The organism is Caballeronia sordidicola (assembly GCF_000729995.1).
Lineage (GTDB): Bacteria > Pseudomonadota > Gammaproteobacteria > Burkholderiales > Burkholderiaceae > Caballeronia > Caballeronia sordidicola_A.
In genome coordinates this window covers 20,947-36,382 of record NZ_JNFG01000006.1, presented here as the reverse complement: position 1 = coordinate 36,382, position 15,436 = coordinate 20,947, and the positions used below count along the sequence as shown (strand labels likewise).

Below are 15,436 nucleotides of genomic sequence, written 5' to 3'. Positions count from 1 at the left end.
ATGCGGGGAAACTCGCACGTACAGTTCTTAGGGGGCCCCTTATCCGCGAGGATAGGGGGCTACCCTACATGGTCGTCATATTTTTGGGTTCAAAGCGGGGACAGGTTTCGTGAAGCGCGCGTGGTTTTGTGGATTTATCGTGGCGCTTTCCTGGGTGTTGAGCGGCTGCGGGAAAAGCGGGCCGGATACCCAAAGCCCGGCTGCGAACGCCTCTGCAGTAGCGTCGCAGGCGGAACCGCCGCACGTGTTGCAAGACAAGGACAAGCTGAAAAGCGATCCGCGCGCAGAAAGCTGGCGCGATACCGCCTCAGCGGGTTCGGAACCGTCGCAGACTACCGTCGACGCCGCGCAATTGCCGAAACAGGCTGTTGTGACGCTGCGGCGGATCGAGGCTGGCGGGCCGTTTCCGTATGAGAAAGACGGCATCGTGTTTGGCAACCGCGAGCGTATGCTGCCGCCGCATCCACGCGGCTTTTACCACGAGTACACCGTTCCTACGCCGCGCGCCCGCGATCGCGGCGCACGTCGGATCGTATGTGGCGGGGCCCGTCGGCAGATCGACAACTGCTTCTATACCGACGACCATTACGTGAGTTTTAAACGCATTGCGGGATCAACTTCGGGATGAACGGCATGAGCGACAACATCTACGCGCACGACAACGGTGTCGCGGGTGATCTTTTCGCCGGCGATGGCAACATGTTCCAGCGAGTTTTGCGACTCCGCACGACAGACGACAATCGACCCGACGACGAACAGAGCACAGCGCTGTCATCATTGAACGAGGGGTCTATGAGTCTTTTCAAGACGGTACGATCGAATATCGTGCAGTCGATCCGTGCTTTCAGGGTTCAGGATCTCGCCGACGAAGCGAGCAAGCTGGGCCAGCATTTCCTTTACGCGTATTGCGGGCAGGCCCAGAGCAAGCAGGAAGTGCTCGAGACCATCGCCACGTCGTTTCTATTTCCCAAGCATTTTGGGAAGAACTACGACGCGCTATACGACAGTCTCACCGACCTCGTGCATAAAGCGGGTTCCCAGCCGGGTTTCGTGATCGTGCTGGAAGCGCTGCCCGTTGCGCAGAAATTTGACAAGGAAGGGCGCGAGACCTTGGTCGACGTGTTTCGCGAAGCCGCAGAATTCTGGGCGGAACGGCGTGTGGCGTTCAGGGTGTTTTACTCGTTCGCCTGAGCCATTCAGGCTTGCGTTCCGGACCTCGTTCCGCACGCAAGGCACTGCATTTTTGTCAGCGCTTAGAGATTAGAGAGCCAGTTGTCGTCTGTTGAGCACAGGCGCTGACTGGCTTTTTTGCGTCTATTTCGAGACAGATCGTGGCGAGGTGGCGGTTTATTCACCTTCACCACCCGCCCCAGCGCGCGGCGAGCGCCCCAAGGACTGCTATACCCGCTGTCTCGGTGCGCAGGACGCGAGGTCCGAGACCAAGGGTGGCGAAACCGGCATCGACAATTGTCGCTTCCTCTGCCGGCGAAAACCCGGCTTCCGGCCCGATCGCGATGGTCACCGGCGCGGTGGGCGCGCTTGCTGGCAAAGACGCAAAACCAAGCTGGGCTCGTGGCGAGAGCAGCAGCCGCAACTCGCCTTCCTGAGCAGGTGGCAGGTTGCCGAGCCACTTATCCAGGTCCTGAGGCGCCGCTACGTCCGGCACCCGATTTCTTCCACATTGCTCGCACGCGGCGCGCATCAGCGCCTGCCAATGTCCTTGCCGGCGCGCCGCGCGTTCGCCCGACAGCCGCACTACGCCGCGCTCGGCCGTGAGTGGAACGACTGACGACACCCCCAGTTCCACCGCCTTCTCGATCAGCCAATCCATCTTGTCGCCGCCCGCCACGCCTTGCGCCAGCGTGATTCGATACGGCGGCTCTGCTTCGCGGTCGATGAATTCATCGAGTTGAGCCGTCGCTGTCCGCTTGCCGATTTCAACCAGGCGCGCGCGATATTCACCGCCCGAGCCGTTGAAGAGATGGACGGTGTCGTCCGATTGCAGGCGCAGGACGTGAACATGGCGGACGACATCGTCGGGAAGGGACATGATTTCACCGGCGACGAGCGGACTGGCAACAAAGAAACGTGGCATGAAGTAGTGGCTCGCCCGGACGCTGTAAAGCGCGCGGGCAGGGAAGTGATGGATGCTTGAGCGCTATTCGTTCACCGTTCAACGATCTACGCAGAACGCGACGGACCTAGCCTAATTCAAATGCCGGGCGATTGCCCAGCGATACCCGTCGGGGTCTTCGAACTGCGCAAAACGATCGCCCCAGTACTGGTCTTGCGGTTCGATCAGCGGCTTCGCGCCGACCGCGATCGCCCGTATGAACGCGGCGTCTACATCGTCGACGTAGAGATAGAACGATTGCGGCGCCATCAAGCCCGTGCTTTTTGGCGTCTTCGCGTGCGAACCGTACGCGCCTTCGGGGGCGAACATCAGGATCAACTGGCCCTGATACGTCATCTCGACGTGGATCACGGCGCCGTCGTCGTTGACGCTGTCACGCACCGCAAAACCTAACGCCTGTTCGTAGAAGCCGGTGGAGACACGGGCATCGCGAACGGTCAGGTAAGGCGTGAGCCACGGCACATCGGCGGGGCGGGGGTCGGACATAAGGGCTTCTCCTCGAGCTCGGCTTGATCGATGCATTGTGCCATGGCGCCCTTTGGCAAAAGGGCTGGGCCACAAGGGCTGCACGGGTTTCTGTTGCTGCGCTACGTCGCGCCGGCCCGATGTGTCGGTGCAGGGAGCGTGCCCGCGGACAGCATTCGTTATGATTTATGTTTGTCTCGGCCGATTCCCTCCGGCGCCCCCAGGCTTCTGCGCTGCCCTCGCGCCAGCGCTTCAAAGTCGTCTGCTAGAATGACCGGCTTCCGATCCTCTTCGTTTCTCGTCGCTCCGGGTGTTGAAAACGTGGTTTTATCGTTCGCTCCGGTGCGTCGCGCAGAATCATCCCAGGATCTTTTCAGGACCTACCGGACTCGACATGACGACCCCGACTTCCAGCCAGACCACCCTGATGGCCAACGCAATCCGTGCGTTGGCAATGGACGCCGTTCAGCAAGCCAACTCCGGCCATCCGGGCATGCCAATGGGCATGGCGGAAATCGGCGTCGCGCTCTGGTCGCGTCACCTGAAGCACAACCCGAGCAACCCGCATTGGGCTGACCGCGATCGTTTTGTCCTGTCGAACGGTCATGGTTCCATGCTGCTGTACTCGTTGCTGCACCTGACCGGCTACGACCTGCCGATCAACGAACTCAAGAACTTCCGCCAACTGCATTCGAAGACGCCGGGGCACCCGGAATACGGCATTACCCCGGGCGTTGAAACGACCACCGGCCCGCTTGGCCAGGGCCTGGCGAATGCAGTCGGCATGGCGCTGGCCGAAGCACTGCTCGCGGCGGAATTCAACAAGGACGGCGCGAAGATCGTCGACCATCACACGTACGTGTTCCTCGGCGACGGCTGCATGATGGAAGGCATCTCGCACGAAGCCTGTTCGTTCGCGGGCACGCTCAAGCTGCACAAGCTGATCGCGCTGTACGACGACAACGGTATTTCCATCGATGGTCACGTCGAACACTGGTTCCACGACGACACCCCGAAGCGCTTCGAAGCGTACGGCTGGAACGTGATCCGCGCGGTCGACGGCCACAACGTGGAAGCCGTGGACGCAGCCATTGCGCAAGCGAAGAACTCCGACAAACCCACGCTGATCTGCTGCCGTACGACTATCGGCAAGGGTGCGCCGACCAAGCAAGGCAGCCACGATTCGCACGGCGCGCCGCTGGGCGCAAAGGAAATCGCCGACGCTCGTGCAGGAATGGGTTGGAGCTGGGAACCGTTCGTGATTCCGCAGGAAGTTTATGCCGCATGGGACGCGAAGGAAGCCGGTGCGCGTGCGGAAGCCGAATGGAACAAGCAATTCGATGCCTACCGCGCGAAGCATTCCGCCGAAGCCGCCGAGTTCGTGCGCCGGATGAACGGCGAACTGCCGGCCAAGTGGGCGCAAGACGCGAAGGACATTATTGAAGCCGCGAATCAGAAGGGCGAAACCATTGCCACGCGCAAGGCTTCGCAGCAGACGCTCGACGGCCTCGCCGCTGCGCTGCCTGAACTGCTGGGCGGTTCCGCCGACCTGACGGGTTCGAATTTGACGAACTGGAAGGCATCGAAGCCGGTGCGCGCTGGTGAGAACACGAACGAGATCCAGTGGGGCAACCACATCAACTACGGTGTGCGCGAGTTTGGCATGAGCGCGGCCATCAATGGCATGGTGCTGCATGGTGGCTATCGTCCGTTTGGCGGCACCTTCCTGACCTTCTCGGACTACAGCCGCAACGCGCTGCGCGTGGCTGCGCTGATGAAAGCGCCGTCCATCTTCGTGTACACGCACGATTCGATCGGCCTGGGCGAAGACGGTCCGACGCACCAGTCGGTGGAGCAAACGTCGAGCTTGCGGCTGATTCCGCACCTGCAAGTATGGCGTCCGGCGGATACCGTCGAGACCGCCGTCGCATGGACACACGCCATTGAGCACAAAGGGCCGTCGGCGCTGATTTTCACGCGTCAGAACCTGCTGTTCTCGGCGCGTAACGACGTGCAGATCGCGAACATTTCGAAGGGCGGCTACGTGCTGCGCGACTGGAACGACGATATCCCCGCACGCAAGATCATCTTGATTGCCACGGGTTCGGAAGTCGAACTGGCGCTGAAGGCCGGCGAGAAACTGGCGCAAGAAGGCATTGGCGCGCGCATCGTGTCCATGCCGTGTACGAACGCGTTCGATCTGCAAGACCAGGAATATCGCGACCGTGTGTTGCCGAAGGGCGTCGTGCGCGTGGCGATCGAAGCCGGCGTGACCGATTTCTGGCGCAAGTATGTGGGACTCGAAGGCGGCGTGGTGGGTATTGATTCGTTCGGCGAGTCAGCGCCTGCCGGCGAGCTTTTCAAGTATTTCGGCTTCACCGTCGAGCATGTCGTGGAGACGGCAAAAGCCGCGCTCGCGGGCTGATATCGGATACTGGGTGAGGAGCTTCACTGCGCTTACCCAGCGAAACCGGCAGCAGCGAACTGGAACTTTTTTTCAGCCATCAGGAGATAGACCATGACGATTCGCGTTGCAATCAACGGCTACGGCCGGATCGGCCGCAATACGCTGCGCGCCTTCTATGAAAACGGCAAGAAGCACGACATCGAGATCGTTGCGATCAACGACCTCGGAGACGCCGCCACGAATGCGCACCTGACGCAGTACGACACGGCGCACGGCAAGTTCCCGGGCGAAGTGTCGGTGGATGGCGATTATCTCGTAGTGAACGGCGACCGCATCCGCGTGCTGGCCAATCGCAACCCGGCCGAATTGCCGTGGGGCGAGCTGAAGGTGGACATCGTGCTGGAATGCACGGGTTTCTTCACCACGAAGGAAAAGGCCAGCGCCCACATCAAGGGCGGCGCGAAGAAGGTCATCATCTCGGCGCCCGGCGGCAAGGACGTTGATGCGACCATCGTTTATGGCGTGAATCACCATGTGCTGAAGGCGTCGGATACCGTCATCTCGAATGCATCGTGCACGACAAACTGCCTGGCGCCGCTCGTCAAGCCGCTCAACGACAAGATCGGCCTGGTGAACGGCCTGATGACCACGATCCACGCGTACACGAACGACCAGGTTCTGACGGACGTGTATCACGAGGACCTGCGCCGCGCGCGCTCGGCCACGCACAGCCAGATCCCGGCGAAGACGGGCGCTGCGTCGGCGGTGAGCCTGGTGCTGCCGGAACTGGCGGGTAAGCTGGACGGTTACGCTATTCGTGTTCCGACCATCAATGTGTCGATCGTCGACCTGTCGTTCATCGCTGCACGCGACACGACCGTGGACGAAGTGAATTCGATCATGAAGGAAGCATCGGAAGGCGCGTTGAAGGGCATCCTGGGCTACAACACCGCGCCGCTGGTGTCGATCGACTTCAACCACAACCCGGCTTCGTCCACGTTCGATGCCACGCTGACGAAGGTGTCGGGCCGTCTGGTGAAGGTTTCGAGCTGGTACGACAACGAGTGGGGCTTCTCGAACCGCATGCTGGACACGGCTGTGGCACTGGCCAATGCGAAGTAAGAGGCGAGGTAAAGCCGCAAAGTAACGCGGTGAAATCAAGCTGAAAAAAAGCCGCCGGTTTGCAAGAACCGGTGGCTTTTTCACGCTTGGCGCGTCAACATCACGCGCTCAAACCACCCTTCGAAATCAGTGCTTCCTGTGCGGGCAATGTTCCTTCGTGCAGGTGCCATACAGCGCGAGGGCGTGCTCGTGCAGCTTGAAGCCGCGTTCCTTGGCGATATCCTGCTGACGGCTTTCAATCTCCGCGTCGAAGAACTCTTCCACCATGCCGCAGTCCAGACACACCAGATGGTCATGATGAGTCCCTTCGTTGAGTTCGAACACAGCTTTGCCGGACTCGAAGTTACTGCGGGAAAGCAGGCCTGCTTGCTCGAACTGCGTGAGCACGCGGTATACGGTGGCCAGACCGATGTCGAGTTCCTCATGCAACAGGTTTCTATACACGTCTTCTGCAGTCAGGTGACGCACAGGACTATGCTGGAAAATCTCAAGTATCTTGAGCCGGGGCAAGGTTGCCTTCAGCCCGATATTTTTCAGATCGGCGGGATTGGTCATCGCTAGGCATCCCTAGAGTACAATTCAAGGTTCTCATAGTAATGCGTTTTTACCGTTCCGGTCACCATCCGAACGAAATGGCGCGATCTCCGAAAGACTCCGAAACTTCTTGCGCCCCCACGGGCGATGGGCCAGGCGAAGGGTGAAATGAAGGGTGAAATGTTTCTAAAATCTTTATTGAATAGCCGGGAGAGCCGTCGTATGCGCGGAACTTTGATCGCTGCCGCCACTATGACCATCCTGGCCGGTTGTTCCACTTACGATAGCGTTACGCAGAGCTTCGCGCAGCACATCACACCGTATCGGATCACGGTAGTGCAGGGGAACTTCGTTTCGGCGGAAGCCGCGAGCCAGATGAAAGTCGGCTTGACGCGCGACCAGGTGAAGGCGCTGCTCGGCACGCCGTTGCTGGCAGACATGTTCCATGCGGACCGCTGGGACTACGTCTTCTACTTCAAGCGCGGTTCCACGTCGGTGGTGCAGCAGCGTGATTTCGTCGTGTTGTTCGCGGGCAATACCGTGGCGAGCTGGTCGGGCGGCGAGAACTTGCCGTCGAATCTCGAATTGCTCGCTGAAATTGACGGCGATAAGGGCGTCAAGCTGGCCGCCGCTACGGCTGCGGCCACGGCCGCCTCGGCCAAGAGCGCCAGCGCAGTGGACGCAGCCGCCGCATCGGGTACGTCCGCCGGCGGGACGGGGATCACAGCAGGGGCAAGTGCGCCGGGGCTTCAGCCGGATGCATCGAATGCGTCGAACGCATTTGCCGGCGACGCCAACCAGCAAGCCGCCCAGGCCGCCAATCGTGCGACCGACGCCGTGCAGGCGCCCACGGGCCGCACCCGGTCGTCGGCCATGCCGACCGTGCCGGGCAACCCGGGATTGCCGCCGAACGTCAGTGCCGCCGGCAACTCGCAGATCCAGTTGCAGCGTCGTCCGGCTCCCATCACGATCCCGGACAGCAGCGCAGTGGGTCCGCAAGGCACGTCGCCTGCTCCGGCGAACTCGGGCAACGGTCTGGGCGCGTCCTCCGTGCCGGCGACGACCACCAACTAAGCAGAACGGCGGGCTTTGTCCCGCCTGTTTCAGCTGGTTGGGCCGAGCTCTTTTCTGTTCGGGCGGCCGCCCGCCAAGCGGCCACCGCAGCGCTTGCATGCTTCTGACTTCGTAGCCTCAACTCACGCGAGACACGCCATGAAAATCGCCATTGCCGGCGCATCGGGCCGCATGGGCCGCATGCTGATCGAAACCGTTCTCAAGGACGCCAACGCCACGTTGGCCGGTGCGCTCGACCGAATCGGATCACCGCAACTCGGCCAGGACGCAGGCGCGTTCCTCGGACAAGAGACGGGTGTGACGCTGACTGACGATATCGAACAGGTTTTCGCCAACGCGGACCTGCTAATCGATTTCACGCGTCCCGAAGGCACGCTCGTGCATCTGGAAGCCGCGTTGCGGCATAACGTGAAACTGGTTATCGGCACGACCGGTTTTGACGACGAACAAAAAGCCCAGTTGCGCGCCGCCGGTGAAAAAATCGGCATCGTGTTTGCGCCAAACATGAGCGTGGGCGTGAACGTGACGCTCAAGCTGCTCGAGTTCGCCGCGCGGCATTTCGCCGAGGGCTACGACATCGAGATCATCGAGGCGCATCACCGGCACAAGGTCGACGCGCCGTCGGGCACCGCACTTGCGATGGGTGAAACCATTGCTCATGCGCTTGGCCGCGAGTTGAAGGACTGCGCCGTGTATGGCCGCGAAGGCGTGACCGGGGAACGGGATCCGTCGACGATCGGTTTCGCGGCGATTCGCGGCGGCGACATTGTCGGCGATCACACTGTGTTGTTCGCGGGCATTGGCGAGCGGGTCGAGATCACCCACAAGTCGGCCAACCGGCTGTCTTACGCGCAGGGCTCGCTGCGCGCCGCGCACTTTCTCGCGGGCCGCGAGCGCGGGCTCTTCGACATGCAGGACGTGCTCGGATTGCGCTGAGCCTGAGCCCGACCCTAAGCCTGATTCTGAGCCAACAACACCCGGGGTTTTCGTCCGATGGCTACAACCGGCATCATCCATTACTTGCAGAACGGCGACGGCATCACGCATGGCGTCGCGGGTGTGCTTCTGGCCATGTCGGTGGCGAGCTGGTGTTTTCTCATCGTGAAAGCGTGGGTCCTGGTGCGCGCGAAGCGTCAGGGACCGCGCGCCGTGCAGCGTTTCTGGCAGGCGCCGACGTTGGCCGAAGGCATCGCGGAGTTGCGAAAAACCGATAAGGAACGCGTGTATTTGCCGCTCGCAGTGGCGGCGTGGCGTGCGTCCGAAGCGGAAATGCCGGGCGCTCTGATTGCCCATGTGGAACCCGGCGAGCGCGTATTGCGCGCGTTGCGGCATGCATTGCTGGCATCGCAAAGGCGGCTTGAGTTCGGACAGGTTCTGCTGGCATCGGTGGGAAGTACGGCTCCGTTCGTGGGTTTGCTCGGTACCGTGTGGGGCATTTATCACGCGCTGGGCAGCATTGCCGCAAGCGGGCAGGCGATGATCGAGAACGTCGCCGGGCCGGTAGGCGAGGCGCTGATCATGACGGCGTTCGGTTTGGTCGTCGCTATTCCGGCCGTGCTTGCCTACAACGTGCTGGGTCGGCTTGTACGGCAGATATCGGAAGAACTGGACGGTTTCGCGCACGATCTGCACGCTTACACGAGCGGCGTAGCGCCGCGCCGCGCCAAGAGCGCGCCGGTTCAAGACCGCGTGGTTTAATCAAGGCGCCAGCCGACCCTTCAATACCCCGCACCCGGACGAGCACATCATCATGGCATTCGGCGGACTGGACAAGAAATCGAACGGCGCTCCTATGGCGGAGATCAACATGACGCCGTTGATCGATGTCATGTTGGTGCTGCTGGTGATTTTCATCATCACGGCGCCGTTGTTCACGCACGCAATCCGGCTGGATTTACCGAAGGTCGCTTCGCAAGTCGCGCGCGAGACGCCTGAGACGATCACGCTTTCCATCGACGATACCGGCAAGCTCTACTGGAACGATAAACCGGTTGCGTTCGCGCAAATGCAGAGCCGGTTCGCCGATGCGGGAAAATCGGGGGATCAGCCGGAAATTCATCTGCGGGCGTCGAAGGAAACGCGTTACGACGTCATCGCGAGAGTGATGGGGGCGGCGCAGAATGCCGGACTGAGCAAAATCGGTTTCGTAACAGATCAACCACCGCAGCACACGACACAGCCTGTTCAGACGGCCCCCAATCTACTCCGATAGGCGAAGCTCGCCTTGCCGGATTCTCATTGCAGACGACCGATGTAGTCGTTTCGCGACGCGGCCCGCTTCGTCGAGCCCGGCAACAATTCCCATCAGCCAGCCTTGCAACCAACACGTCATGCCGACCAGGTGATCGGCAGACCCCTGCAAATTGGCTCAATTCTGCAGACCGATTGGTGATCAATGACACGCGTCAAATTCCCATAAGTTTGTCAATTTCAAGTTCCTCTCAAATTAGGGATCGATTAAACTAGATTGCTTGAAGCACATACTTAAAATCTGAGGCAGCACTAACAAATTCCGATCATTGCACAGACGCTTAGGTCCTAAGCGGTGGCACGGAGTTATCTCGTCTTACTTATCCTGTTCGCGTTAAATGAATAATAATCAGGATACCTCATTAAAGTTTGTTGAAGATCCGGGGCTTGCCGCGCTGGTGAGCATTGCCCGGTTTCACAACATCGCTGCGAATGCCGACCAGTTGAAACATGCGGCGGCGCCTGTTTCCGGGAAGTTCACCGATAAAGATCTGGTGCTCTCGGCCCGCAGTCTTGGACTGAAGGCACGTATTGTCCCTCTGCGTCCCGGAACGCTGGGCACCACGCCGCTGCCGGCACTCGTCCTGGACCGCGCCGGCCAGCACTTCATTCTCGCGAAATCGGACGGCAAAACGGCGCTGATCATGGAGCCCGGGATGTCGGCACCGGCAATCAAGCCTCTGGAAGAAATCGTCGCGCGCAGCAGTGGGACCATGTTGCTGTTCGCATCACGCGCTTCGCTGGCTGGCGAAATGGCGCGCTTCGACTTTTCATGGTTCATCCCCGCGATCGTTCGTTACCGCAAGCTGCTGCTCGAAGTGCTGGGCGTTTCGCTGGTGCTGCAGCTGTTCGGCCTTATTTCACCGATGATGTTTCAGGTCATCATGGACAAGGTGCTGGTCAATCGGACCTACAGCACGTTGAATGTCGTGTGTATTACGCTGCTGGTTGCTTCGGTCTTCGAAGTGTTGCTGACCGGGCTGCGCAACTATGTGTTTTCCCATACGACGAACCGGATCGATGTCGAACTCGGTGCGCGCCTGTTCCGGCATCTGGTGGCGCTTCCGTTGAGTTATTTCAGCGCGCGCCGGGTGGGTGACACGGTCGCGCGCGTGCGGGAGCTGGAGAATATCCGGAATTTTCTTACTGGACAGGCTCTTACGTCGATCATCGACCTGACCTTTTCCTTCGTATTCATTGGGGTCATGTGTCTGTACAGCGTCAAGCTCACGCTTGTCGTAGTTGCTTCGCTGCCGGTCTACGGCGCGGTTTCTGCCCTGCTTGTGCCTGCCTTCCGATCCAGGCTGAATGAAAAATTTGCCCGGGGAGCGGACAACCAGTCGTTTCTCGTGGAGTCGGTCTCGGGCGTCGAGACGGTCAAGGCGATGGCAGTCGAGCCGCAGTTCGTCCGGCGCTGGGAAGCGCAACTCGCCGCGTATGTCAGCGCCGGGTTTCGTGTGAATCAGCTCAGCAACGTCGGGCAGCAATTGATACAGCTCGTAGGCAAGCTGGTCACGATTGCCACGCTCTTCATTGGTGCGCGCCTCGTCATCGACGGCCGCTTGAGCGTAGGCGAACTGGTCGCCTTCAACATGCTGGCTCAGCGCGTGAGCGGGCCGGTCCTGCGACTCGCACAGTTGTGGCAGGACTTCCAGCAAGTCGGCATCTCAATGCTGCGACTCGGCGACATCCTGAACACGCGCTCGGAGCTGCCACAAATCCGTCAGGCGTTGCCCGCCATCCGCGGCGAAGTCCAGTTCGAGAACGTTCGCTTTCGCTACCGCCCCGACGGACCGCCGGTTATCGACAATGTGTCGCTCAATATCGGTGCGGGTCAGGTCGTCGGGATCATCGGCCGCTCGGGATCAGGGAAGAGCACCCTTACGAAGTTGCTGCAGCGGCTATACATACCCGAGCAGGGCAGGGTTCGTGTCGACGGGATAGACCTGACGCTGGCCGATCCCGCATGGCTGCGCAGGCAGATTGGCGTCGTGTTGCAGGAAAACCTCTTGTTCAACCGTTCGGTGCGCGAGAACATCGCCTTGACCGATCCCGGTGCGCCTCTCCAAACTATCATCCACGCAGCGAAAATGGCTGGTGCGCATGAGTTCATTTGCGAGCTGCCTGAAGGTTACGACACGGTGGTGGGTGAGCACGGCAGCAACTTGTCCGGCGGCCAGCGTCAGCGTCTTGCCATTGCACGCGCGCTACTCACAAATCCGCGCATCCTCATCTTCGATGAGGCGACCAGTGCACTGGACTTCGAGACAGAACGCATTATCCGCGACAACATGAAGGCAATCAGCGCAGGGCGCACGGTGATTATCATCGCGCACCGTCTTAGCGCGGTGCGTCATGCAGACCGGATCGTCGCCATGCATCGTGGAACGATCGTCGAACAGGGCGATCACGACACGCTGTTAAGCCAAGGCGGGTATTACGCGCATCTCGTTTCCCTCCAAAACAGCTGATGATCAAATCACCAAAAATTCAGGCCTTCGTCGACCTGGCACGGCGGTACCTTGCGGTATGGCATGCTGTCTGGCAAATGCGCGAGCAACTGGAGCGACCGCCGCGCGATGCGGACCAGCTCGCCTTCCTGCCTGCCGAACTGGAACTCGTCGAAACGCCGGTTCATCCGGCACCCCGCTGGACGATGCGCACCCTGGTCCTGCTTACCGCGATCGTCGTGCTGATCGGCGCCTTCGGCCGGCTTGACATCGTGGTGACGGCAAGCGGTCAGTTTATCCCGAACGCAAGAGTCAAAACGATCCAGCCGGCGATCACGGGGGTGGTGCGCGAAATCCGGGTACGCGACGGTCAACGGGTAGTGGCCGGCCAACTTCTCATGAAACTGGATACTACGATGGCGGCAGCCGACTCCGACAAGGCGCTTTCAGCGCGGCTCGATGCCGAACTGGCCGCCGCGCGTGCCAACGCATTGCTGGCCTCCCAGCGCGATAACCGATTACCCGTCGTGATGCCAGTTGATGGCGCGCCGGCTGCGCGTATACAGGACGCGCAGCGCCAGGCCGAAAGCGCTTGGCTCGAATACCAGGCCCAGTATGACGGCGCGCGTGCTGAACTGCTCAAACAACAGGCGGCACTCGACAGTACACGTGCAGAGATCGAAAAGCTGGCGCAGACCTCGCCGCTGGCGCGTCAACAGGCCGACGCGTACCGCGCGCTGGTCGCCGACCGGTACGTCGCGCGTAACGACTACCTGGACAAGGAACAGGGCGCTCTCGACAAAGAGCACGAACTCATGGCGCAGCGCAGCCACGCGAAGGAACTGGCGGCGGGCATAGCCGGGCAACGTGCGCAGGTCGAGGCGACCGCGTCGAAATTCCGTCGTGACCAACTGGACGAGCTCGAGAAGGATACGCAGCAGATTGCCCAGAACCGCGCTGACGAGTCCAAGGCACAGACCCGGGAGTCGCTCCTGAGCCTCACAGCGCCTGTGGCGGGCACGGTGCAGCAACTCTCCGCGCATACCTTGGGTGGCGTGGTCACCACGGCGCAATCGCTTATGGAAATCGTGCCTGACGACGCCCTCGAAGTCGAAGCAAGGCTGCAGAACAAGGATGTAGGTTTTGTAGAAGCTGGCCAGCGCGCCGCTATCAAGGTCGAGGCGTTTCCTTTTACGCGCTACGGATATCTGAACGGGACCATCACTGAGGTTTCCAATGATGCTGTGCAGGACAAGAAGTTCGGACCGACATTTCCAGTGCGCATTCGTCTTGAGACCAACCGTATTCGCATAGACAACCACTGGATTGCGCTGAGTCCGGGCATGGCGGTGACGGCCGATATTCGCACGGGCAAGCGCAGCGTGATCGGGTACTTCTTCGATCCGCTATTGCAGGCGGCACGGGAGAGCATGCGTGAACGCTAGACAAGGAACGCGGATCTTTTTGCTGGCTGGTCTGGTAGCGCTCAGCGGAGCTGCACATGCTTTCGATGTGCTGCGCGCCGAACAGGACATTTCAAGCACGCCTGCCGGCTCGATGGTGACGATCTGCCAGTTTGGAGACACGCCAGGCCGGCCATTGAGGCTTGCAGAAGTGGTTGAACGGGCACTGTGCAGCAACCCGAAAACGCGCGGCGCATGGGCGGTCGTAAAGGCCCAGGCAGCGGGGCTCGGAGTGGCGCGGGCAGCTTATTTGCCGACGATATCGGGAAACGTGCAAGGTGTGCGGGAAAGCTCCGTGACTAACATCCAGGATTACCCGTCGCTGAGCTCGAATATCGCATCAAATACGCATTCGGAGAGCGTGAGTCTCAACTGGTTGCTGTTCGACTTTGGGGGGCGCGAGGCCGCGTTGAAGAACGCGAATGCCCTGCTTGAGGCTGCGCGTGCGATGCAGGAGGCCACGCTGCAGAGTTTTTTTGCGACCACTGCTAAGGACTACTATGCAGCGCAGACAGCAGTGGGCGAACTGGATGCGGCAAGAGACGTGGAAGACATGGCGCGTAAGAGCATGGAGGCAGCAAAGGCGCGCGCCGACAAGGGTGTTGTGCCGATCACCGATGCATTGCAGGCCCAGACGCAGCACGAGGAGGCGGTGTTCAGCCTGACGAAGGCCGAAAGCGACGCACAGACCGCGCTAGGTACGCTCGCTTCCGACATGAACCTCGATCCCAGCGTGCCGCTCGAGGTGCAGCCGGTCACGGAAAGCGCGCAGGCGGGAAAAACGTTCATTGCATCGATTGAAGAACTGATCCGCGATGTCCAGGTCACGCATCCATCTGTTCGGCTGCGCAGGCGCAGTTCGAGGCATCGCTAGCGAAGGTGGCGCAGACGCGCGCGCAGGGATTGCCCAGTCTGAGCCTGGTGGCGAAATACAGCAGGAACAATCAACCGCAAAGTATGGGGATCGGCATGCCCACCTATTCGTCCACGGGTCACGACGCCTACGTTGGCGTGCAGGTCAGCATTCCTTTCTTCGAAGGATTTGGGCGGCATTACCAGACTGATCAGGCCCAGGCGCAAGCCGAGAGACAGCAAGACGCGCTCGACGATGCGCGGCGCCAGGTATCGCTCGATGTCTGGAGCAGCTATCAGACGTTGACCGGGGCGACGCGCAACGCTGGAAACAGCGCGAACCTGCTCGCGATTGCGGAGCGCTCTTGGGAGGCATCCCGGCATCGGTACGACGCGGGGGTGGGCAACATCCTCGAACTGATGAACACGCAGACGGCATTGGCCAACGCGAAACAGCGGCGTATCCAGGCGCTCGCGGACTGGGACAACGCGCGTATCGACCTCGCTTCAAAGCTCGGAACGTTGGGGCGAGAAGACGTTGAATGTTGCGGAGGTTCTCGGGATTGAACGAGGCTGGAGCAATAAAGGTTTTGAAGAGAGGCGATTAATGAAGCCTTGCCGAGGGGGCAAGGCTTCCTTAAACCCGAGCCGGGATTGCCGGTTCGGCATAACCATGCTTAACTCA

15 protein-coding genes are annotated in these 15,436 nt (G+C 60.6%); 12 read left to right on the top strand and 3 right to left on the bottom strand.

Annotated elements, in window-relative coordinates; all coding sequences use genetic code 11:
• Nucleotides 1-139 precede the first annotated feature (139 nt).
• Nucleotides 140-628: a ribonuclease gene (locus FH08_RS0105915; protein WP_235210295.1), complete on the top strand. Its 489-nt coding sequence runs from the start codon at nucleotides 140-142 to the stop codon at nucleotides 626-628.
• A 5-nt stretch (nucleotides 629-633) separates the two neighbouring features.
• Nucleotides 634-1,191, top strand: coding sequence for a barstar family protein (locus FH08_RS0105910; protein WP_031357442.1), 558 nt, complete (start codon nucleotides 634-636; stop codon nucleotides 1,189-1,191).
• Nucleotides 1,192-1,357: 166 nt separating this feature from the next.
• Here the strand turns inward: FH08_RS0105910 and FH08_RS0105905 are convergent, their stop codons facing one another.
• Both FH08_RS0105905 and FH08_RS0105900 read right to left on the bottom strand, forming a co-directional pair.
• Nucleotides 1,358-2,095: a 16S rRNA (uracil(1498)-N(3))-methyltransferase gene (locus tag FH08_RS0105905; protein ID WP_031357441.1), complete on the bottom strand. Its 738-nt coding sequence runs from the start codon at nucleotides 2,093-2,095 to the stop codon at nucleotides 1,358-1,360.
• 111 nt (nucleotides 2,096-2,206) lie between these two features.
• On the bottom strand, nucleotides 2,207-2,620 hold the full coding sequence (locus tag FH08_RS0105900) for a VOC family protein (protein WP_031357440.1): 414 nt from the start codon (nucleotides 2,618-2,620) through the stop codon (nucleotides 2,207-2,209).
• 373 nt (nucleotides 2,621-2,993) lie between these two features.
• On the opposite strand from FH08_RS0105900, the gene tkt reads away from it, so the two are divergent.
• Nucleotides 2,994-5,024, top strand: coding sequence for a transketolase (gene tkt, locus FH08_RS0105895; protein WP_031357439.1), 2,031 nt, complete (start codon nucleotides 2,994-2,996; stop codon nucleotides 5,022-5,024).
• A gap of 93 nt (nucleotides 5,025-5,117) precedes the next feature.
• Nucleotides 5,118-6,128 (top strand): type I glyceraldehyde-3-phosphate dehydrogenase, encoded by a 1,011-nt coding sequence (gene gap, locus FH08_RS0105890; RefSeq protein ID WP_031357438.1) that lies wholly within the window; start codon nucleotides 5,118-5,120, stop codon nucleotides 6,126-6,128.
• A 126-nt stretch (nucleotides 6,129-6,254) separates the two neighbouring features.
• Here the strand turns inward: gap and fur are convergent, their stop codons facing one another.
• Complete coding sequence (fur, locus tag FH08_RS0105885; protein ID WP_031357437.1) at nucleotides 6,255-6,683, bottom strand: ferric iron uptake transcriptional regulator; 429 nt, start codon at nucleotides 6,681-6,683, stop codon at nucleotides 6,255-6,257.
• A gap of 201 nt (nucleotides 6,684-6,884) precedes the next feature.
• Here fur and FH08_RS0105880 point away from each other — a divergent pair, with 201 nt between their 5' ends.
• The 8 genes from FH08_RS0105880 to FH08_RS53230 all read left to right on the top strand — a co-directional run bounded on the left by FH08_RS0105880 (nucleotide 6,885) and on the right by FH08_RS53230 (nucleotide 15,318).
• A complete protein-coding gene (locus FH08_RS0105880) occupies nucleotides 6,885-7,736 on the top strand; it encodes an outer membrane protein assembly factor BamE (RefSeq protein ID WP_031357436.1) in 852 nt (283 codons plus the stop codon).
• 138 nt (nucleotides 7,737-7,874) lie between these two features.
• Entirely contained in the window at nucleotides 7,875-8,672 is a 798-nt protein-coding gene (gene dapB, locus FH08_RS0105875; protein ID WP_031357435.1) for a 4-hydroxy-tetrahydrodipicolinate reductase, read from the top strand.
• A 57-nt stretch (nucleotides 8,673-8,729) separates the two neighbouring features.
• Nucleotides 8,730-9,434, top strand: a complete 705-nt coding sequence (locus tag FH08_RS0105870) for a MotA/TolQ/ExbB proton channel family protein (RefSeq protein ID WP_031357434.1) — start codon at nucleotides 8,730-8,732, stop codon at nucleotides 9,432-9,434.
• A gap of 52 nt (nucleotides 9,435-9,486) precedes the next feature.
• Entirely contained in the window at nucleotides 9,487-9,948 is a 462-nt protein-coding gene (locus FH08_RS0105865; RefSeq protein WP_051887818.1) for an ExbD/TolR family protein, read from the top strand.
• A 376-nt stretch (nucleotides 9,949-10,324) separates the two neighbouring features.
• Entirely contained in the window at nucleotides 10,325-12,457 is a 2,133-nt protein-coding gene (locus FH08_RS0105860; protein WP_031357432.1) for a type I secretion system permease/ATPase, read from the top strand.
• The gene (locus FH08_RS0105855) at nucleotides 12,457-13,881 is read left to right on the top strand and encodes an HlyD family type I secretion periplasmic adaptor subunit (RefSeq protein WP_031357431.1); all 1,425 of its coding nucleotides are present in this window, start codon (nucleotides 12,457-12,459) and stop codon (nucleotides 13,879-13,881) included. The genes FH08_RS0105860 and FH08_RS0105855 overlap by 1 nt, the downstream gene beginning before the upstream one ends.
• On the top strand, nucleotides 13,871-14,773 hold the full coding sequence (locus FH08_RS53235) for a TolC family protein (protein ID WP_235210294.1): 903 nt from the start codon (nucleotides 13,871-13,873) through the stop codon (nucleotides 14,771-14,773). Before FH08_RS0105855 ends, FH08_RS53235 begins: the two co-directional genes overlap by 11 nt.
• 5 nt (nucleotides 14,774-14,778) lie before the next feature.
• Entirely contained in the window at nucleotides 14,779-15,318 is a 540-nt protein-coding gene (locus tag FH08_RS53230; RefSeq protein WP_235210293.1) for a TolC family protein, read from the top strand.
• Nucleotides 15,319-15,436 lie beyond the last annotated feature (118 nt).

Coding starts and splice junctions, on each gene's coding strand:
- FH08_RS0105855 (WP_031357431.1), top strand. CDS start 12,457: ATGATCAAATCACCAAAAATTCAGGCCTTCGTCGACCTGGCACGGCGG.
- gap (WP_031357438.1), top strand. CDS start 5,118: ATGACGATTCGCGTTGCAATCAACGGCTACGGCCGGATCGGCCGCAAT.
- FH08_RS0105860 (WP_031357432.1), top strand. CDS start 10,325: ATGAATAATAATCAGGATACCTCATTAAAGTTTGTTGAAGATCCGGGG.
- fur (WP_031357437.1), bottom strand. CDS start 6,683: ATGACCAATCCCGCCGATCTGAAAAATATCGGGCTGAAGGCAACCTTG.
- FH08_RS0105900 (WP_031357440.1), bottom strand. CDS start 2,620: ATGTCCGACCCCCGCCCCGCCGATGTGCCGTGGCTCACGCCTTACCTG.
- FH08_RS0105880 (WP_031357436.1), top strand. CDS start 6,885: ATGCGCGGAACTTTGATCGCTGCCGCCACTATGACCATCCTGGCCGGT.
- dapB (WP_031357435.1), top strand. CDS start 7,875: ATGAAAATCGCCATTGCCGGCGCATCGGGCCGCATGGGCCGCATGCTG.
- tkt (WP_031357439.1), top strand. CDS start 2,994: ATGACGACCCCGACTTCCAGCCAGACCACCCTGATGGCCAACGCAATC.
- FH08_RS0105910 (WP_031357442.1), top strand. CDS start 634: ATGAGCGACAACATCTACGCGCACGACAACGGTGTCGCGGGTGATCTT.
- FH08_RS0105870 (WP_031357434.1), top strand. CDS start 8,730: ATGGCTACAACCGGCATCATCCATTACTTGCAGAACGGCGACGGCATC.
- FH08_RS0105905 (WP_031357441.1), bottom strand. CDS start 2,095: ATGCCACGTTTCTTTGTTGCCAGTCCGCTCGTCGCCGGTGAAATCATG.
- FH08_RS0105865 (WP_051887818.1), top strand. CDS start 9,487: ATGGCATTCGGCGGACTGGACAAGAAATCGAACGGCGCTCCTATGGCG.